Raw genomic sequence first — 19,907 nt, 5'->3', positions numbered from 1 at the left:
TGCTCCACCTGTAGACGACTCAACATTTCTCTGCAACTCTGCGAGCGCTCAACGTAAATGGCAGAGAACATTCGCGTGTCTACCTGATGTGGGGACAGATGAGAAACCGGAACTGGAGATCACGTGCCCTGTGCACGGTGGTCGCGACCAGTCTCCTGGCGCTGGGAGGACCACTGCTGTCGGCCACGGCAGCCGGCGGTCCCGACCTCGCCGTCGGAGACGCCACTGCGGCGAGCAGTTCGCACGCCGAGTACGGAGCCGCCAACATCACCGACGGCAACCAGAGTTCGTACTGGCAGAGCGCCGGCAGCAGCCTGCCCCAGTGGGTCCAGACCGACCTCGGCGCCACCGAGCGCATCGACGAGGTCGTCCTGAGACTGCCCGCCGGCTGGGAGAGCCGCAGGCAGACCCTCTCCGTGCAGGGCAGTGCCGACGGCACGGGGTTCAGCACGCTGAAGACGTCCGCCACCTACGCCTTCGACCCGGGCGCGGGCAACACGGTCACCGTGTCCTTCCCCGCCACGCAGACCCGGTTCGTGCGGGTGAACATCACCGCCAACACCGGCTGGCAGGCGGCCCAGCTCTCCGAGCTGGAGGTGCACGCGGCCGGGGAGTCGTCGACCAACCTCGCCGCCGGCCGGCGACTGACGGCGAGCAGTTCCACGGGCGCGTACACCCCGGGCAACGGAAACGACGGCAACAAGGCCACCTACTGGGAGAGCGCCAACAACGCCCTGCCGCAGTGGCTGCAGGCCGACCTCGGCTCCTCGCGCCGCCTCGACCGCGTCGTCCTGCGGCTGCCGGAGGGGTGGCCGGACCGCAGCCAGACCCTGAAGATCCAGGCCAGTGAGAACGGCTCGGACTTCACCGACCTGACCGCGGCCAAGGCCTACACCTTCGACGCGGCAGGGGGCCAGTCGGCCACGATCACCTTCGACGCGGCCACCGCGCGCTATGTCCGGGTCCTGGTGACGGCCAACACCGGTCAGCCCGCCGCGCAGGTCTCCGAGCTGGAGGTCTACGGTCCCGAGACGGGCGACACGCAGGCCCCGACCGCCCCTGCCGACCTGGCGTTCACCGAGCCGTCCACCGGGCAGATCAGACTCACCTGGAACGAGTCCTCCGACGACACCGCCGTCACGGGGTACGACGTCTACGCCAACGGCGATCTGCTGACCTCGGTCGCGGGTGACGTCACCACGTACACGGACACCAGGCCGGCCGACACGACGGTCACCTACTACGTGCGCGCCAGGGACGCGGCCGGCAACCAGTCCGGCAACAGCAACACGGTCACCCGCCGGGCCGACACCGGCGACACACAGGCGCCCACCGCGCCCGCGAACCTGGCCCTGACCGAACCGGCCACCGGGCAGATCAAGCTGACCTGGACCCCCTCGACCGACGACGAGGGCGTCACCGGGTACGACATCTACGCCAACAACCAGCTCCGCAAGAGTGTCGGCGGCGACGTCACCACCTACACCGACAACCAGCCGGCGTCGGCGAACGTGACCTACTTCGTGCGGGCCAAGGACGCGGCCGGCAACCAGTCGGGCGACAGCAACTCCGTGCCGGCACCGGCGGCGACGGCTCGAACCTGGCCGTCGGCAAGCCGATCAGTGCCTCGTCCCACATCCACACCTACGTCGCCGAGAACGCCAACGACAACAGCACGTCGACGTACTGGGAGGGCGCGGCGGGCAGCTACCCGAACACGCTGACCCTGAAGCTGGGCGCGGACGCGGACGTCGACCGCGTCGTCCTGAAGCTCAATCCGGACACGGCCTGGTCCAAGCGCACCCAGAACATCCAGGTGCTCGGCCGGGACCAGGACGCGTCCGGCTTCACCTCCCTGGTGGACGCGAAGGACTACGTCTTCGACCCGGCGAGCGGCGGCAACAGCGTGTCCATACCCGTCGGGAAGCGGGCCGCCGACGTGCAGCTCAGGTTCACCGCCAACAGCGGGGCGACGGCCGGGCAGGTCGCCGAGTTCCAGGTCGTCGGCACCCCGGCGCCCAACCCGGACCTCGAGGTGACGAAGCTGACGACGTCCCCGGACTCCCCCGTCGAGTCGGACGAGATCACGGTGGGCGCGACGGTCCGCAACAGTGGCGCCGCCGACGCCCCCGCCGGCAAGGTCGCCGTCCGGCTGGGCGACACCAAGGTCGCCACCGCCGACGTCCCCGCCCTCAAGTCGGGTGCCCAGACCACCGTCAACGCGTCCGTCGGGGCCCGCGCCGCCGGTTCGTACGAACTGAGCGCGGTCGCCGACGAGGCGAACGAGATCATCGAGCAGAACGAGACCAACAACACCTACACCCGGCCCGACCCGCTGGTCGTCAGGCCGGTGCAGAGCTCCGACCTGGTCGCCGCCACCGTCACCACCGCACCGTCCAGTCCGGCCGCCGGTGACGACGTGACCTTCAAGGTCGCGCTGAAGAACCAGGGCACCCAGGACTCCGCGGGCGGCGGCCACCCGGTGACGCTCGCCCTCCTCGACGCCAAGGGGAGCACCGTCAAGACCCTGACCGGCGAGCACTCCGGCGTCATCGCCGCGGGCGAGACCGCCCCGGCCGTGCGCCTCGGCACCTGGAAGGCGGCCAACGGCTCGTACTCCCTGAAGGTCACGGTCGGCGACGACGCGAACGAGGTGCCGGTCAAGCGGGAGAACAACACCTCCACGCAGCCGCTGTTCGTCGGGCGCGGCGCGAACATGCCGTACGACATGTACGAGGCGGAGGACGGCACGGTCGGCGGCGGTGCCACCGTGGTCGGGCCCAACCGCACCATCGGCGACATCGCGGGCGAGGCGTCCGGCCGCAAGGCCGTCCACCTGGACAGGACCGGCGAGTACGTCGAGTTCACCACGAAGGCGGACACCAACACCCTGGTGACCCGCTTCTCGATCCCGGACGCCCCGGGCGGCGGCGGCATCGACGCCACGCTGAACGTGTACGTCGACGGCGTCATGAAGAAGGCGCTGCCGCTGACGTCGAAGTACGCCTGGCTGTACGGTGCCGAGGCCTCGCCGGGCAACTCCCCGGGCGCGGGCGCCCCGCGGCACATCTACGACGAGGCGCACATCATGCTGGGCGAGACCGTCCCGGCGGGCAGCAGGATCCGGCTGCAGAAGGACGCGGCGAACACCTCCGACTACGCGATCGACTTCGTCAACCTGGAGCAGGTCTCCGCGCTGCCGAACCCCGATCCGGCGGCGTACGCGGTGCCGGGCGGGTTCACTCACCAGGACGTGCAGAACGCGCTCGACAAGGTCCGCATGGACACCTCGGGCAAGCTCGTCGGGGTGTATCTGCCGCCCGGCGACTACCAGACGTCGAGCAAGTTCCAGGTGTACGGCAAGGCGGTGAAGGTGGTCGGCGCCGGTCCCTGGTTCACCCGGTTCCACGCGCCGACGACGCAGGACAACACCGACATCGGCTTCCGTGCCGAGGCGAGCGCCAAGGGCTCGACGTTCGCGAACTTCGCCTACTTCGGCAACTACACGTCCCGCATCGACGGGCCGGGCAAGGTGTTCGACTTCTCCAACACCTCGGACATCGTGATCGACAACATCTGGAACGAGCACATGGTGTGCCTGTACTGGGGCGCCAACACGGACCGGATGACGATCAGGAACTCCCGGATCCGCAACATGTTCGCCGACGGCATCAACATGACCAACGGCTCCACCGACAACCTGGTGTCCAACAACGACGCCCGGGCGACCGGTGACGACAGCTTCGCGCTCTTCTCGGCGATCGACGCGGGCGGCGCGGACATGAAGAACAACCTGTACGAGAACCTCACGACGACACTGACCTGGCGTGCCGCGGGTCTGGCGGTCTACGGCGGCTACAACAACACCTTCCGGAACATCCACATCGCGGACACCCTGGTCTACTCGGGCATCACCATCAGCTCGCTGGACTTCGGCTACCCGATGAACGGCTTCGGCACCGATCCGACGACGTTCGAGAACGTGTCGATCGTCCGGGCCGGTGGGCACTTCTGGAACGGACAGACCTTCCCGGGCATCTGGGTGTTCTCGGCGTCCAAGGTGTTCCAGGGAATCAGGGTCAACAACGTCGACATCGTCGACCCGACCTACAGCGGCATCATGTTCCAGACGAACTACGTGGGAGGTCAGCCGCAGTACCCCATCAAGGACACGGTCTTCACCGACGTCTCCGTCACGGGCGCGCACAAGAGCGGTGACGAGTTCGACGCCAAGTCCGGCTTCGGCCTGTGGGCCAACGAGATGCCCGAGGGCGGGCAGGGACCGGCGGTCGGTGAGGTCACCTTCAACGGACTGAAGCTCAGTGACAACGCCGTGGACATCCGGAACACGACGTCCACCTTCAAGATCATTCGCAATCCCTAGCATCACGATCCTAGTCCCGTAGGACACTGACTGGCGCAAGTCTCTTGCGGAGACTTGCGCTAGTCTTGCGTTTGTGACGCGACGACTTGCTCAGGTGGCGAAGAAGGTTGGGGTCAGCGAGGCCACGGTCAGCCGGGTGCTCAACGGCAAGCCGGGGGTCTCGGCGGCGACCCGGCAGTCCGTGCTGAGCGCGCTGGACGTGCTGGGCTACGAGCGGCCCACCCAGCTGCGGGGCGAGCGCGCCCGGCTGGTCGGGCTGGTTCTGCCCGAGCTGCAGAACCCCATCTTCCCCGCGTTCGCCGAGGTCATCGGCGGCGCGCTGGCCCAGCAGGGACTGACCCCGGTGCTGTGCACCCAGACCAAGGGCGGCGTCTCCGAGGCCGACTACGTCGAGCTGCTCCTCCAGCAGCAGGTCTCCGGCGTCGTCTTCGCCGGCGGCGGGCTGTTCGCGCAGGCCGACGCGCCGCACGACCACTACCGGCTGCTGGCCGAGCGCAACATCCCCGTGGTGCTGGTCAACGCCTCCATAGCGGACCTGGGTTTCCCCTGCATCGCCTGCGACGACGCGGTGGCCGTAGGACAGTCCTGGCGGCACCTGACGTCCCTCGGGCACGAGCGCATCGGGCTCGTGCTCGGGCCCTCGGACCACATCCCCTCGCGGCGCAAGCTGGCCGCCGCCCGGGAGGCCGCAGCGGCGGCCGGCGGTGCCCTGCCCGACGCGTATGCGGAACGGGCCATGTTCTCCCTGGAAGGCGGCCAGGCAGCCGCCACCCGCCTCCTGGACCGCGGCGTCACCGGCATCATCTGCGCCAGCGACCCCCTCGCCCTCGGCGCCGTCCGCGCCGCCCGCCGACGCGGCCACCACGTCCCCCACGACGTCTCCGTCGTCGGCTACGACGACAGCGCCTTCATGACCTGCACCGAACCACCCCTCACCACCGTCCGCCAACCCATCGAAGCCATGGGACGCGCCGCCGTCGACCTCCTCTGCGCACAAATCCAAGGCACCGAAGTCCCGCACAGCGAGCTGCTCTTCGAACCCGAACTCGTCGTCCGCGGCTCCACGGCACAGGTTTCCACCCGGTAGCGGAACCTCAACTTCTACGGCCGTCTGTCAAACAATTACGAAATGAGCGCGAGATATTGCGTTCACTTGTTCACGGTGATTGAGTGAGCGGCGCCCCACAACGCATCGGCGGTGGGGCGCCTTCCACGTTCATGCCCGAAGGGGACCACCCATGAGAAGTGCTCGGTTCCGCCGTACTCGCCGTGCCGGCGCCATCACGCTCGTCTCCGCTCTCACCCTGACCGCTCTCGCCGCCTGCGGCACGAGCAGCAGCGACGACGGCGGCGGTTCCGAAGGCGGCAGCGGGTCGTCCGACCCGGCTGCCCCGCTGGACCCGAAGACCAAGGTGACGATCACCATCGACTGCATGCCGCCGAAGGCGAAGGCGGCCGAGCTGAAGGAATGGCAGGAGGACGTCAAGGAGTTCAACAAGACCTACCCCAACGTCACCATCGAGGGGCGCTCCACCCCGGGCCAATGTCTGGAGCCGCCGCGCTTCACGGCCATGCTGAAGGCCAAGTCGCAGCCCGACGTCTTCTACACCTACTTCACCGACCTGCCCCAGGTGCTGGACAACGACGGCGCCGAGGACATCACGGCCTACGTCAACGACAAGACCGTCCCGGCCCTGAAGGACATCGACCCGAACGTCCTCGGCTCGCTCAAGCACGAGAACAAGCTCTACGGCCTGCCCACCAGCAACTACACGATGGGTCTGCTGATCAACCGCAAGCTCTTCGAGAAGGCCGGACTCGACCCGGACACCCCGCCGCGCACCTGGGACGAGGTCCGCACCGCCGCCCAGAAGATCGCCGGCCTGGGCGACGGCATCGCCGGCTTCGGCGAGTACAGCGCGGGCAACACCGGCGGCTGGCACTTCACCGCCCAGATGTACAGCCGCGGCGCCGAAGTCGTGGACGGGAGCGGCAAGAAGGCGGCTTTCAACAACGAGGTGGGCAAGGAGGTCGCCGAGAACCTCCACGCCATGCGCTGGGAGGACGAGAGCATGGGCAAGACCCAGCTGCTCAAGTGGGGCGACCTGCAGAAGCAGATCGCCACCGACAAGCTCGGCATGTTCCTCGCCGCGCCGGACGACATCACGTACATGGTCCAGCAGCTCGGCGCCGACTACGAGAACTTCGGCATGGGCCCGATACCGGGCGCGAAGAGCACTCTCGCCGGCGGCAACAGCTACATGATCAAGAAGGGGATCTCCTCCGACAAGATCAAGGCGGCCGTCGCCTGGCTGAACTTCGAGAACCTGACCGTCGGCAAGGGGCAGTTCGACTGGGCCCGCAAGAAGAAGGACGACCTGCCGGTGGGGCTCCCGCAGCCCAACTTCTGGCTGAACGAGTCGAAGAAGAAGGACGACGCGGCCCGGGTCGAGCACGCCACCATGCCGGTCGAGAACTTCAAGTCGTTCATGGACAACCCGGTCCCGGGCATGGCCGAGCCGCCGAAGGCGCAGGAGGTCTACAAGGTCCTGGACAACGTGATGTCCGGCCTCCTCACCAACGAGGACGCCGACATCGACAAGCTGCTCTCCACCGCGGAGCAGCAGGTCGACCAGGTTCTGGCCACGCAGTGACCGGCTCCCTCGGGGGGCGGGCCGCACCGCCCCCCGGGGCCCATGAGACCAGCCCCAAGGAGCGACGATGTCGGCCCCCAGCCTGACCCCGAGCAAGCCGGCCAGAGCCCGCCACGCCCAGCCGCCGGTGGACGGCCCGCCCCAGCGCGGCGGGGCGTTCGGCAGAAGCCTGAAGCGCAACCTCACCGCGCACGGCTTCCTGATCGGAGCGGTTCTCTGCTTCGCGTTCTTCTCCTGGTACCCGATGGTCCGGGAGTTCTTCCTCGCCTTCCAGAAGACGGACCGGGGCGAGGTCTCCTGGGTCGGCCTGGACAACCTGGAGACGGTCTTCAACGACCCGGCCTTCTGGCAGGCCTGGCGCAACACCGCGCTCTTCACCGTGCTGGCCCTGGTCCTCGGCTTCGCCGTGCCGTTCGTCGTCGCCGTCGTCATCAACGAACTCAGGCACGGCAAGGGGTACTTGCGGCTGCTCGTCTACCTGCCGGTGATGTTGCCCCCGGTCGCCTCCGTGCTCCTGTTCAAGTACCTCTACGACCCCGGATACGGGCTGCTCAACGAGGTGTTCGGCTTCTTCGGGCTGCCCGAGCAGCAGTGGCTGCAGGACCCCGACCTCTCCATGCTGTCCGTGGTCATCGCGTCGACCTGGATGAACATGGGCGGCGCGGCACTCATCTACCTGGCCGCGCTGCAGGGCATCCCCGGCGAGCTGTACGAGGCGGCGGAGCTGGACGGAGCCGGGCTGCTGCGCAAGGTCTGGCACGTGACGATCCCGCAGACGCGGCTCATCCTGTCGCTGATGCTGCTGATGCAGATCATCGCCACCATGCAGGTCTTCGTGGAGCCCTTCCTGCTCACCGGCGGCGCCGGCCCCGAGGGCTCGACGACCACGGTCGTCTACCTCATCTACCAGTACGCCTTCAACTTCAACAACTACGGTGCCGCGGCGGCCCTCGGCCTGCTGCTCCTCGTACTGCTGGCCGGGTTCTCGGCGGCGTACGTGAAGCTCAGCCGCGCCGAGGACGAGTAGAGCCGGGGGAAGCCACAGATGTCCACACGCACACTCATTTCACCGGCCCAGCTCGCCCGCCCGCGCGGCAAGGCGCTGTACTGGGTGGTGTTCGGCCTCGTCGTCACCCTGTTCACCGTGGTCTTCCTCGGCCCGATGTACTGGATGGTGTCCAGCGGTTTCAAGGACACCCAGGAGGCCGTGCAGACCCCGCCGACGCTCTTCCCCGAGTCCTTCCAGCCCGACAACTACGCGCAGGCCTGGAACGTCATGGACCTGGCGAGCCTGCTGGGGAACACCCTGTTCTACGCGTTCGGCGCGCTCGCCTTCCAGCTGGTGTTCGACGTGGCGGCGGCCTACTCCCTGTCCAAGCTCCGGCCGGTCTTCGGCAAGGCCATCCTCGGGCTGATGCTGGCCACGCTGATGATCCCGGCGACCGTGCTGCTGGTGCCGCAGTACCTGACGGTGCTCGACGTGCCGATCTTCGAGCGCAACCTGCTGAACACGCCGTGGGCGATCTGGCTGCCGTCGGTGACCAACGCCTTCAACATCTTCCTGCTGAAGCGGTTCTTCGACTCGATCCCCCGGGAGCTGCTCGACGCCGCCTCCATGGACGGCGCCTCGCCGATGCGCACGCTCTGGTCGATCGTGCTGCCGATCTCCCGCCCGATCCTCGGCGTGGTCTCCATCTTCGCGATCGTGGGCGTCTGGAAGGACTTCCTCTGGCCCATGCTGACCCTGCCGGACCCCGCCAGGCAGACCCTGAACGTCGGGATCTACTCCCTGTCCAACGGGGTGCCCGTGAACGTGCTGATCGCCGCGCTCACCATGGCCTCCCTGCCGACGCTCATCATCTTCCTGATCTTCCAGCGCAACATCATGAGCGGACTCACCGCCGGAGGACTCAAGGGCTGAGGGTTCCGGCGCCGGGGCGCCTGCCGCCCGCCCTTCCTTCCCGCCCTCCCGGCTCGTCCCGTCAACCTTCGCCGCCGGCCCGTCCGACGCCCCGCTCTGTCCGGGCCGGCGGCGAAGATCCACCCTGCCCGAAAGGACCGTCACGTGGCAGCCCCCAACTCGCACCGCACCGACGACTGGTGGCGCGATGCCGTCATCTACCAGGTGTACCCCCGCAGTTTCGCCGACGGCGACGGCGACGGCACCGGTGACCTCGCGGGCGTCCGGGCGAGACTGCCGTATCTCGCCGAACTCGGCGTGGACGCCGTCTGGTTCACCCCCTGGTACGTCTCCCCGCTCGTGGACGGCGGCTACGACGTCGCCGACTACCGCACCATCGACCCGGCCTTCGGCACCCTGGGCGAGGCCGAGAAGCTGATCGCCGAGGCGCGGGAGCTGGGCATCCGCACCATCGTCGACATCGTCCCCAACCACGTCTCCGACCAGCACGCCTGGTTCCGGGCGGCGCTGGAGGCCGGTCCCGGCAGCGCGGAGCGGGAGCGGTTCCACTTCCGTCCCGGCCGTGGTGAGCACGGCGAGCTGCCGCCCAACGACTGGCCCTCGCAGTTCTCCGGCCGCACCTGGACCCGGGTCCCGGACGGCGAGTGGTACCTGCACCTGTTCACCCCGGAGCAGCCCGACCTGAACTGGGCCCACCCCGAGGTGCGCCGGGAGCACGAGGACGTGCTCCGCTTCTGGTTCGAGCGCGGGGTGGCGGGCGTGCGCATCGACTCCGCGGCCCTGCTCGCGAAGGATCCGGCGCTCGCGGACTTCGTGGAGGGCGTCGACCCGCATCCGTACATCGACCAGGACGAGCTGCACGACATCTACCGTTCCTGGCGCAGGGTGGCCGACGCGTACGGGGGCGTCTTCGTCGGCGAGGTGTGGCTGCCCGACGCCGAGCGCTTTGCCCGCTACCTGCGCCCCGACGAGCTGCACACGGCCTTCAACTTCAACTTCCTGGCCTGCCCCTGGGAGGCGGACCGGCTGCGCCGCACCATCGACGACACCCTGGCCGAGCACGCCCCGGTCGGCGCCCCGGCCACCTGGGTGCTCTGCAACCACGACGTGACCCGCACGGTGACCCGGTACGGCCGCGAGGACACCGGCTTCGACTTCGCGAAGAAGGCCTTCGGCATCCCGACCGACCTGGCCCTGGGCACCCGGCGCGCGCGGGCCGCCGCGCTGCTGACGCTGGCCCTGCCCGGGTCCGTCTACCTGTACCAGGGCGAGGAACTGGGCCTGCCCGAGGCCGACATCCCCCGTGAGCGGATCCAGGATCCGATGCACTTCCGTTCCGGGGGCGTCGACCCGGGGCGGGACGGGTGCCGCGTTCCCCTCCCCTGGGACGCCGACGCGCCGTACTGCGGGTTCGGCTCGGAGACCGAGCCCTGGCTGCCGCAGCCGGAGGGCTGGCCGGCGTACGCGGCGGACCGCCAGAGCGCGGACCCGGGATCGATGCTCTCGCTGTACCGCGAGGCCTTGCGCCTGCGGCGTTCCACCGAGGGGTTCGGCGACGGTCCGCTGGACTGGCTGCCGGCGCCGGACGGTGTCCTCGCCTTCCGGCGCGCGGGCGGCACCGTGTGTGTCGTCAATCTGTCCGCCGCGCCGGTCGAGCTGCCCGCGCACGGCGCCGTCCTGCTCGCCAGCGGGCCGCTGAACGAGGCCGGCCGGCTGCCGTCCGACACGGCGGTGTGGCTGGGCGCCTGAGCCGCACCCGAGCGGCACCTTCCGCACGGAGCGGGCTCCGACGGGGGGTGCCGCCGTCGCCGGTCGTGCCGCGGCAGGGCAGAATCGGGACAGGAGGCCGTGGGAGGAGGCGGACGCGTGCGGGAACGACCGTGGCGGGGCGGGCTGCGCCGCCCTCCGAATCCCCTCGTGAGCGGGCAGCGGGCGGCGCGGGGCGCGCTGCGGTCGGTGTCGGAGGCACTGGGCGCGCGACGGCGGCTGGCCTGGCTGAACGCGGCGGACCTGAGTATCGGCACCACGCTCGACGTACGGCGCACGGCGGAGGAGTTGGCCGACTTCACCGTGCCGGAGCTGGCCGACGGTGCCGCTGTGGACCTCCTCGACTCGGTGCTGCGGTTCCAGGACGGCGACCGGGCCGGCGGCGGGGAGGCTCCCCGGCTCAGGGCCATGGCGGTGTCGGAGGTCGAGGGTCTGAACCTGGCGCCCGATCCCGTGGGCGAGCTGTCGGTGCGCACCGCCGACCGCCTGGGGCAGCGGTGCCTCACCACCCGCCGGCCGGTGCTGGTGTCCCGGATGACGCGGGCGGACTTCGCGGTGATCGCGCCCTCGCGCGAGGCGTCGGACATCATGCGCCGGGCGGGTGTCCACTCCTACCTGGCGGTGCCGCTGATCGCGCGCGGGGTGCTGCTGGGGCTCGCCGACTTCGTCCGGGCCGGGCACCGGGCGCCGTTCAACCGGACCGACGTGGCGCTGGCCATGGAGCTGGCCTCCAAGGCCGCCGTGTACATCGACAACGCCCGGCTCTACGGGCGCGAGCGCGACCACGTGGTCACCCTCCAGCGCGCGCTGCTCCCCCGCTCCAGCCCGAGCACCCCGGGCCTGGAGGTGTCCTCGTGCTACGACCCGGCCGCCGATCCGGCCGCCGTGGGCGGCGACTGGTTCGACGTGGTCGCGCTGCCCAGCGGCCGCACCGCGCTGATGGTGGGCGACGTGATGGGGCGCGGGCTGGCGGCCGCCGCGACCATGGGTCGGCTGCGCACGGTGGCCCGGACCCTGATGGCGCTGGACATCGCGCCCGAGCGGCTGCTGGCCCGGCTCGACCTGGCCGCCCGCGATCTGGAGGAGGACCAGGTCGCCACGTGTCTGTGCGCGGTCTACGACCCGTACGGCAGCACCTTCCGCATCGCCAGCGCCGGGCATCCGCCCCCGCTGCTGACCGGGCCCGACGGTGCCGTCTCGTTCCTCGAGGTGCCCGCGGGGGCGCCGCTGGGGACGGGTGTGATCCCGTACGACCCGGTCGAGCGGCAGGTGCCCGAGCGGAGCCGGCTGACGCTGTACACGGACGGGCTGGTCAGGTCGCGCACGGCCGACCTGGGCGCTCAGCTGGAGCGGCTGCGCGAGACGGTCGCCGACGGGGTGCCCGAGGACGGCACCGAGTGCCGGGCGGTGGCCGAGCGGGTCGGTGGCGACCGGTCGGACGACGCGATCGTGCTGGCCGCCTTCGCCCGGCCGCTCGGTCCGGACTGCGACGTGTACGTGCGGGTGCTGCCGCCGGACGGCAAGGCCGCCGGGCAGGCCCGCACGGCGGTGCGCGAGCAGTTGGAGCGGTGGGGCCTGGAGGAACTCGTCGACACCACGGAGCTGGTGGTGAGCGAGCTGGTCGGCAACGCCCTGCGGTACGGCAACGCACCCGGGGAGCTGCGGCTGCTGCGGCACGAGCGGCTGTCCGTGGAGGTCTCGGACTCGGGTCCCGACCTGCCGCAGATCCAGCACGCGGACGTGAGCGACGAGAGCGGGCGCGGTCTCCAGCTGATCAACATGATGTGCCGGCGCTGGGGCTCGTGCCGCACGCCCGGCGGGAAGGTCGTGTGGGCGGAGCAAGACCTGCCGGTGCGGGCCGGGACGCCCGGCCCGCAGTAGCGCCCCCGCGGGCCGCCTATGCGGCCTTCTCCAGGGCCGGGCGTTCGAACTGGGTGCGGTGCAGTTCGGCGTAGCGGCCGTCCGCCGCGAGGAGTTCCTCGTGGGTGCCGCTCTCCACGATGCGGCCGGCCTCGACCACCAGGATCCGGTCGGCCGCCCTGATGGTGGACAGCCGGTGCGCGATGACGACGGCCGTCCTGCCCTGCAGGGCCTCGGTGAGGGCCTCCTGGACGGCCGCCTCGGAGGTGTTGTCGAGGTGGGCGGTGGCCTCGTCGAGGATGACGACGCGCTGGCGGGCCAGCAGCAGCCGGGCGATGGTCATGCGCTGGCGTTCGCCGCCGGAGAGCCGGTAGCCGCGCTCGCCGACGACGGTGTCCAGCCCGTCCGGCAGGGACCGTACGAGGTCGGCCAGGCGGGCGCGGCGCAGCGCCTCCCACAGCTCGTTCTCGTCGGCGCCCGGCCGGGCGAGCAGCAGGTTGGCCCGGACGGTGTCGTGGAAGAGGTGGCCGTCCTGGGTGACCATGCCGACGGTGTCGCGCAGCGACCGGGCGCTCAGTTCGCGCACGTCGACGCCGCCGACGCGGACGGTGCCGGCGTCGGTGTCGTACAGGCGCGGCAGGAGCTGGGCGATGGTGGACTTGCCGGCGCCGGACGAGCCGACGAGCGCGATCGTCTGACCGGGTTCGGCGCGGAAGGAGAGGCCGTGCAGGACCTCTTCGCCGCCGCGGGTGTCCAGGGTGGCGACCTCTTCGAGGGAGGCGAGGGAGACCTTGTCGGCGGACGGGTAGCCGAAGCGGACGTCGTCGAACTCGACGGCCACGGGCCCGTCGGGGACCGGGCGGGCGTCGGACTTCTCGTCGATGAGCGGGGTCAGGTCCAGGACCTCGAAGACCCGCTCGAAGCTGACGAGGGCGCTCATGACCTCCACCCGGGCCCCGGCGAGCGCGGTCAGCGGCGCGTACAGCCGGGTCAGCAGCAGGGCCAGGGCCACGACGGCGCCCGGGTCCAGGGTGCCGCGCAGGGCGAAGAAGCCGCCGAGGCCGTAGACGAGGGCGAGGGCGAGCGCGGAGACCAGGGTGAGCGCGGTGATGAAGGCGGCCTGGGCGGTGGCGGTGCGCACGCCGATGTCGGCGACGCGGCGGGCGCGGTCGGCGAACTCGGCGGACTCCTCCTCCGGGCGGCCGAACAGCTTGATCAGGGTGGCGCCGGGCGCCGAGAAGCGCTCGGTCATGCGGGTGCCCATGGCGGCGTTGAGCGCGGCGGCCTCGCGCTGCATCCGGGCCATGCGGCGGCCCATCCGGCGGGCGGGGAGCACGAACACCGGGAGCAGCACCAGCGCGAGCAGGGTGATCTGCCAGGACAGGGTCAGCATGACGGCGAGCGTGAGCAGCAGCGTGACCACGTTGCTGACCACGCCGGACAGGGTGTTGCTGAAGGCGCGTTGGGCGCCGATGACGTCGTTGTTGAGACGGGAGACGAGCGCTCCCGTACGAGTGCGTGTGAAGAACGCGACCGGCATGCGCTGCACATGATCGAACACGGCCGTGCGCAGATCGAGGATGAGTCCCTCCCCCAGCGTCGCCGAGAGCCTGCGGGAGAGGATGCCGAGCACCGCCTCGGCGACGGCGATGACCGCGATGAGCAGGGCGAGGCGCACGACGGTGCCCTCGTCGCCGTCCGACACGATCGCGTCGACGACCTTCCCGGCGAGGACGGGGGTGGCGACGGCGAGCAGTGCGGTCGCCACCCCGAGCAGCAGGAATCGGAGGATGCGGCGGCGATGCGGGCGGGCGAACGCGCCGATGCGGCGCAGCGTGGCGCGGGCGAAGGGACGGCGCTCGTCTTTGGCGTGCATGACGCTGTACAGCTGCGTCCACGCCGTGGTCTCCATACTCATGCGGATGACCGTAGAACCTCGACCAACCTTGAGGTCAAGGAGACACCTCTCCCGGTCCGTCAATTTTTGTCCGCGCGTCGGCCATCCGTAGTTGGCGCGGCTGGGGGAATGTCTTGTGGTGTGACGACAGCGGTTCGAGTCTCGGAGAAGCCACTCCTGCACCGCGTCCCGGTCCGCAGGGTGCTGTGTGTGCTTCCGCTGCTCCTGGTGGGCGTGGTGGCCGTGCGCCACCGGTCCGTGCTGGCCGACGGGTTCGGCCATCTCGCCACGGCCCGCTGGCCCTGGCTGCTGGCCGCGGCCGGGGCGACCTGTCTGACCTGGGTGGCCGCCTCCTGCACCCGGCAGGGCGCGGTGGTGGAGCGGCTGCCCCGGCGGCGGCTGCTGGCCACGCAGTTCGCGGCGGGCGCGGCCAACCACCTGCTGCCGACCGGGCTGGGCGCGAGCGCGGTGAACCTGCGGTTCATGACGGTGTGCGGGCTGCCGCTGGCCCGTTCCTCGGCCGCGCTCGCGCTGTATCTGCTGGCGGAGTGCGTCGGCCGCCTCGCCCTGCTGGGCGGCCTGCTGATCGCGTTCCCCGGTGCGCTGCGGCTCGGGGCGCTGCTGCCCGACGCGGCCGTGGGACCGCTGCCGGCCGTCGCGGGCGCGGTGCCGTTCGTGGCGGCGGTGGCGCTGGCGCTGCTGCCGCGGCTGCGCGGGGCGCTGGCCTCCTTCCTGCGGACGGCGCTGGGCGAGGCCCGGTCGGTGCACGCCCGCCCGGCGCGGGCGCTGGCGCTGTGGGGCGGCGCGCTGGCCTTCCCCGCGTTGCAGGCGTCGGTGCTGGTGCTGGTGGGGCGGGCGCTGGGTCTCGACGTGCCGGCCGGGCACATGGCGGTGGCGTATCTGGCGGCTACGGTGGCGGTGGCGCTGGTGCCCACGCCGGGCGGCATCGGCTCGGTCGAGGCGGCGCTGGTCGTGGCGCTGGTGGCGGCGGGCGGCCCGGCGGCCGTGGCCACGGCGGTGGTGCTGGCCTTCCGGCTGCTGACGGTGTGGCTGCCGCTGCTGCCGGGGGCCCTGACGCTGGCGGCGCTGGTGCGGATGCGGGTGATCTGAGAGGACTGAGACGGCCCGGACAGCGGGAGGCCGGGCCCGTCAGGCGACGCTGACGTGCACCGGGCCGCCGCCGGGATCGACCCGGTGCGTCCAGCGTGCCGTCAGTGTCAGCGGGCGGTGCGGTCCGGCCGTGGTGAGGGAGAACCGCTCGCGGTGCAGGGGGCGGCCGTCCTGGGTGACGTGCAGGACGGGGCGGGGCAGGGGGAGCGCCGTGCGCAGGAGGTAGGGGAAGCGGTCGCCCGGGGTGACGCGGTTCGGGGCGATGCGGAGCAGGGGCGGATCGGTGACGAGGGGAACGCCGGTGGGCCAGTGGAGGCCCTTCGGGCCGGGCCCGGGGCCGTCCGTGAGCCAGTCGAGTACGGCGGTCGCGGCGTGCGCGCCCTCGCGGGCCGCCGTGGCCGCGCTCTCGGCGGCGTGCAGCACGCTGCCGACCGCGAAGACGCCGGGCCGCGAGGTGCGCAGGGCGCCGTCCACGGCGGGCCCGCGGGTGCCGGGGTCCAGGGTGAGCCCGCCGCGCCGGGCGAGTTCGTGGTCGGGGACGAAGTCGCCGGTGAACACGACGGTGTCGCAGGACAGCGTGGCCGTACGGCCGTCGCGACGGCGTACGCGCACGCCCGACAGGCGGCCGTGGCCGAGGAGTTCGGTGACGGCGGTGCCGGTGAGGACGGGGGTGCGGTGCCTAAGCCGGGCGTCCAGGGTCCGGATGGTGGCCGCGGGAGCCCGGGACAGCTCGGTGACGAGTGCGACGACCTCGGCTCCGGCGGCCCGTACGGTGCCGGCGGCGGCGTGGGAGACGGCCTCGGCGCCGACGATCACCGCGCGGGTGCCGATGTGCTGCCCGTACAGGTGGACCGCCTGCTGGAGTTCGCCGGTGGTGTAGACGCCGGCGGGCCGGGTGCCGGGGACGAGGCGGGCGGCGCGGGGGCGTTCGCGGGCGCCGGTGGCCAGCACGACCGCGCGGGCGGCGAGGGTCTCGGCGCCCGGGGGGCCGACGGTGGTGAGGGTGCGCGGGCCCGCCCAGTCGAGGGCGGTGACGCCGGTGCGCACGTCTGCTCCGGCGCGCTCGGCCGATGCGGTCAGGACACGGGCGTGGTCCGGGCCGGTCAGCGCGCGCGGCCAGGCGCCGAAGCCCCGGTGCGCGCAGTGCCTGGGCACTCCGCCGGGCGTCTGCTCGCGCTCCAGAACCTCGACGCGGGCGCCGGCCGTCGCGAGCAGGGACGCGGTCACGAGTCCGGCGGGACCGGCCCCCACCACCAGGACGTCGACCTGTCGGCTTGTCACCGCTGTGCCTCCTCGAACAACGCGCGTACCGCCGCGCCGCAGAAGAAGCCCTGGCAGCGGCCCGCACGGGCCCGGGTACGGCGGCGCAGTCCGTCGAGCGAGCGGGGCGGGACCGGGCCGGCGAGGGCGTCGCGGATCTCGCCGCGGGAGACCCGTTCGCAGTGACAGACCAGGGTGCCGTACTCGGGGTCGGCGGCGACGAGTTCCGGCTGCTGGTGGGGACGGGGAAAGGCCTCGCCGAGGTTGGGCATGCGGACCGGTTCGAGCGGGCGCCGGGGGCCGAGGACCAGGCCGGTGTCCGCGAGGAGGCCGGTGACGTGCTCGGCGATGGCGAGGGAGGCGGTGAGGCCGGTGGAGCGGATGCCGCCCACGGTGACGTAGCCCTGAGCGGGGTGGGCGGCGATCCGGTAGTCGTCGTACTCGGTGGCCGCGCGAAGGCCCGCGTAGACGGCGGTGACCTCCTCCTCCAGCAGGGCGGGGAGGATGCGGCGGCCCTGTTCCCGCAGCCTGTTCAGTCCCTCGGCGGTGGAGTCGGTGGCGTGCTTGTCGTCGAGGTCCTCGGCGGTGGGACCGAGCAGGACGTTGCCGTGGACGGTGGGGGCGACCAGGACACCCTTGCCGAGGGCGGTGGGGACGGGCAGGAGGATGTGGTGGACGAGGGCGCGGGCGAACTTGTCGTGGACGACGAGCTGCCCCCGGCGCGGGGTGACGGTGAACTCGTCGTGGCCGAGGCTCCGGTCGAGGGTGTCGGCGTGCAGCCCGGCGGCGTTGACGAGCCGGCGGGCGTGCAGCGGTCCGCGCGGGGTGTCGAGCCGGTGGACGCCGTCCGTGTGACCGGCGTGCGCGACGGGCGCGTTGAGGTGCAGGTCCGCTCCGGCGCGGACCGCCTGGACGGCGTACGCCAGGGTCGTCGTCCACGGGCAGATGATGCTCTCGCCGGGCACGTGCAGGGCGCCGAGCGCTCCGGGGCCGAGGTGGGGCTCGCGGGCGTAGAGGTCGGCGGGGCCGAGGAGGCGGGTGTCGTGGCACTCGTTGCGCACGGCCTTCTCGGCGAGGCGGGGCAGGGCGGCGAGCTGCTCCTCGTCCCAGGCGACGAGCAGGGCGCCGACGCGTTCGACGGGGATGCCCGACTCGGCGGCGTACACGGCGAGTTCGCGGGCGCCCTCGCGCACGAGCCGTGCCTCCAGCGAGCCGGGCACGGCGTCGAAGCCGGTGTGCAGGATGGCGGTGTTGGCCTTGGAGGTGCTCTGCCCGACGTCGTCCTGCGCCTCGACGAGGGCGATCCGCAGCCCCCGGTGGTGCGCGAGCCGCCGGGCGATGGCGCACCCGACGACCCCGGCACCGACGACCGCCACGTCGTAGGGCTCGACGGGCAGGGTCCCGGACGCGGTGACGGTCATGCCGGTCCCCCGGCGAGCAGTGCGGCGACCGTCGTGCGGAAGTGGGCGCGGCGCTCGCCGGCCGCGTCGGAGGTGATGCGGGGCTCGTACACGGTGGTGGGTCCGGTGTCGGGAAGTGCCTCGGCGAGGGTGAGGGACGGGGCCGCGCCGAGCCGGGCGAGGGCGCCGACGCCGAGCGCGGTGGCGTCCGGCAGGGCGGACACCTCGACCGGGCGTTGCAGCAGGTCGGCCTGGGTCTGCATGAGGAGCGCGGAGCGGGTCAGGCCGCCGTCGACGCGCAGTGCGGTCAGCGGGCCGCCGAGGTCGGCCGCCGCGGCGTCGGCGAGTTCGGCGACCTGGGCGGCGAGGCCCTCGCACAGGGCGCGCACCAGGTGCCCGGGGGTGGTGTCCAGGCCGAGACCGGTGAGCGAGCCGCGCAGGTCCCCGCGCCACCAGGGGGCGGCGAGCCCGGCCAGCGCCGGGACGAAGGTGACGCCGCCGGTGTCGGGGACGGTGGCGCCCACGGGGTCGAGGTCGGCGGCGCCGGTGATGACACCGAGGTCGGTGAGCCAGCGCACGGCGGAGGCGGCCGTGTACACCTGGCCGTCCAGGCAGTGGTCGGTGCGCCCGCCGAGCCGCCAGGCGACGCAGGCGGCGAGGCCCGAGGCGCCCCGGCGTGGTGTGCCGCCGGTGTGGGCGAGGAGGAACGCGCCGGTGCCGTAGGTGCACTTGGCGGTGCCGGGTTCGGTGACGCGCTGGGCGAGCAGTGCCGCCTGCTGGTCGACGGCGAGGCCGGTGAGCGGGAGTTCGGGCCCGAAGGCCTTGGTCGTGCCGACGTGGGCGGCGTTGTCCACGATGTGCGGGAGCCGTTCGCCGGTCAGCCCGTACAGCTCCAGGGCGCGCTGCGACCACACGGCGCGGTCGAGGTCGAGGAGCTGGGTGCGGGAGGCGGTCGCGGCGTCGGTGACGTGGGCGCCGGTGAGGCGGTGGACCAGCCAGGTGTCGGAGGTGGTGACATGGCCGGCGCGGGTGAGGTGCCGTCGGATCCAGGCCATTTTCGGTGCGGCGAAGTACGGGTCCAGCGGCAGACCGGTCAGGTGCCGTAACTCGTCCGAGTGGTCTTCGAGTTCGGCGCAGAGTGGTTCCGCCCGGCGGTCCTGCCACACCAGCGCGTCGGTGAGCGGGCGGCCGGTGTCCGGGTCCCAGGCGAGGACCGTCTCGCCCTGGTTGGCCAGACCGAGCGCGCCGACCGGCTCGTCCGCGTCGGCGAGTGCCCGACGCCCGGCGTCGACCACCGAGCCGTACAGCTCCTCCGGGTCCACCTCCACCAGACCGCCGGTCAGGTACCGGGGACGGACCTCGGCGAATCCGGTGCCGATCACGCCGCGTTCCGGGCAGATCACCAGGGCCTTGGTGCCGGACGTGCCCTGGTCGACGGCGAGCACCGGGTCCGGCATCGCGCACCTCCCGGCTCCGGCGCCGACGGTCTCGGCGATCACTGCGCGCCAGCCTGCCCCCGCGAGCACACTGCGTCAAGTGTGACTGACTGGCAGTCAGCTCCCCCTGGTGGCAACGGATTTGCGTCGGACGGTCAAAAGCGAACAGAGGCGGAACCTCCGCCTCTATAGTGTGCGCCGACCGCTCGACCATCGCA

11 protein-coding genes and 1 pseudogene are annotated in these 19,907 nt (G+C 71.8%); 8 read left to right on the top strand and 4 right to left on the bottom strand.

What is annotated here, in order from left to right; all coding sequences use genetic code 11:
* Positions 1-98 precede the first annotated feature (98 nt).
* The 7 genes and pseudogenes from AB0P07_RS10680 to AB0P07_RS10650 all read left to right on the top strand — a co-directional run bounded on the left by AB0P07_RS10680 (position 99) and on the right by AB0P07_RS10650 (position 12,607).
* Positions 99-4,384, top strand: a pseudogene (locus tag AB0P07_RS10680) (discoidin domain-containing protein).
* Between the two features lie 73 nt (positions 4,385-4,457).
* Complete coding sequence (locus AB0P07_RS10675) at positions 4,458-5,471, top strand: LacI family DNA-binding transcriptional regulator (RefSeq protein ID WP_365548013.1); 1,014 nt, start codon at positions 4,458-4,460, stop codon at positions 5,469-5,471.
* 151 nt (positions 5,472-5,622) lie between these two features.
* Positions 5,623-7,038 carry an extracellular solute-binding protein gene (locus tag AB0P07_RS10670; protein WP_365548010.1) on the top strand — a complete coding sequence of 472 codons (1,416 nt, stop codon included), beginning with the start codon at positions 5,623-5,625 and terminating at the stop codon, positions 7,036-7,038.
* A gap of 67 nt (positions 7,039-7,105) precedes the next feature.
* Complete coding sequence (locus AB0P07_RS10665) at positions 7,106-8,065, top strand: sugar ABC transporter permease (RefSeq protein ID WP_365548007.1); 960 nt, start codon at positions 7,106-7,108, stop codon at positions 8,063-8,065.
* An 18-nt stretch (positions 8,066-8,083) separates the two neighbouring features.
* Positions 8,084-8,959, top strand: a complete 876-nt coding sequence (locus AB0P07_RS10660) for a carbohydrate ABC transporter permease (protein ID WP_365548005.1) — start codon at positions 8,084-8,086, stop codon at positions 8,957-8,959.
* A gap of 144 nt (positions 8,960-9,103) precedes the next feature.
* Positions 9,104-10,708, top strand: coding sequence for a glycoside hydrolase family 13 protein (locus AB0P07_RS10655; RefSeq protein WP_365548002.1), 1,605 nt, complete (start codon positions 9,104-9,106; stop codon positions 10,706-10,708).
* Between the two features lie 117 nt (positions 10,709-10,825).
* Positions 10,826-12,607: a SpoIIE family protein phosphatase gene (locus tag AB0P07_RS10650; RefSeq protein ID WP_365547999.1), complete on the top strand. Its 1,782-nt coding sequence runs from the start codon at positions 10,826-10,828 to the stop codon at positions 12,605-12,607.
* A gap of 16 nt (positions 12,608-12,623) precedes the next feature.
* Here the strand turns inward: AB0P07_RS10650 and AB0P07_RS10645 are convergent, their stop codons facing one another.
* Positions 12,624-14,498 carry an ABC transporter ATP-binding protein gene (locus tag AB0P07_RS10645; RefSeq protein ID WP_365548159.1) on the bottom strand — a complete coding sequence of 625 codons (1,875 nt, stop codon included), beginning with the start codon at positions 14,496-14,498 and terminating at the stop codon, positions 12,624-12,626.
* 195 nt (positions 14,499-14,693) lie between these two features.
* On the opposite strand from AB0P07_RS10645, the gene AB0P07_RS10640 reads away from it, so the two are divergent.
* On the top strand, positions 14,694-15,593 hold the full coding sequence (locus AB0P07_RS10640; protein WP_365547996.1) for a lysylphosphatidylglycerol synthase domain-containing protein: 900 nt from the start codon (positions 14,694-14,696) through the stop codon (positions 15,591-15,593).
* Positions 15,594-15,632: 39 nt separating this feature from the next.
* On the opposite strand, the gene AB0P07_RS10635 is transcribed toward AB0P07_RS10640, so the two are convergent.
* Genes AB0P07_RS10635 through AB0P07_RS10625 form a run of 3 tightly spaced genes read right to left on the bottom strand, consistent with a single transcriptional unit; the run spans position 15,633 to position 19,710 of the window.
* Entirely contained in the window at positions 15,633-16,874 is a 1,242-nt protein-coding gene (locus AB0P07_RS10635; protein ID WP_365547993.1) for an FAD-dependent oxidoreductase, read from the bottom strand.
* On the bottom strand, positions 16,871-18,274 hold the full coding sequence (locus tag AB0P07_RS10630; RefSeq protein ID WP_365547991.1) for an NAD(P)/FAD-dependent oxidoreductase: 1,404 nt from the start codon (positions 18,272-18,274) through the stop codon (positions 16,871-16,873). Before AB0P07_RS10630 ends, AB0P07_RS10635 begins: the two co-directional genes overlap by 4 nt.
* Complete coding sequence (locus AB0P07_RS10625) at positions 18,271-19,710, bottom strand: FGGY family carbohydrate kinase (protein WP_365547988.1); 1,440 nt, start codon at positions 19,708-19,710, stop codon at positions 18,271-18,273. Before AB0P07_RS10625 ends, AB0P07_RS10630 begins: the two co-directional genes overlap by 4 nt.
* Between the last annotated feature and the right edge of the window lie 197 nt (positions 19,711-19,907).

This window comes from Streptomyces sp. NPDC085944, assembly GCF_040686295.1.
GTDB lineage: Bacteria > Actinomycetota > Actinomycetes > Streptomycetales > Streptomycetaceae > Streptomyces > Streptomyces salinarius.
The sequence above is the reverse complement of the archived record's forward strand: the minus strand, read 5'-3'. Positions and strand labels throughout refer to the sequence as shown.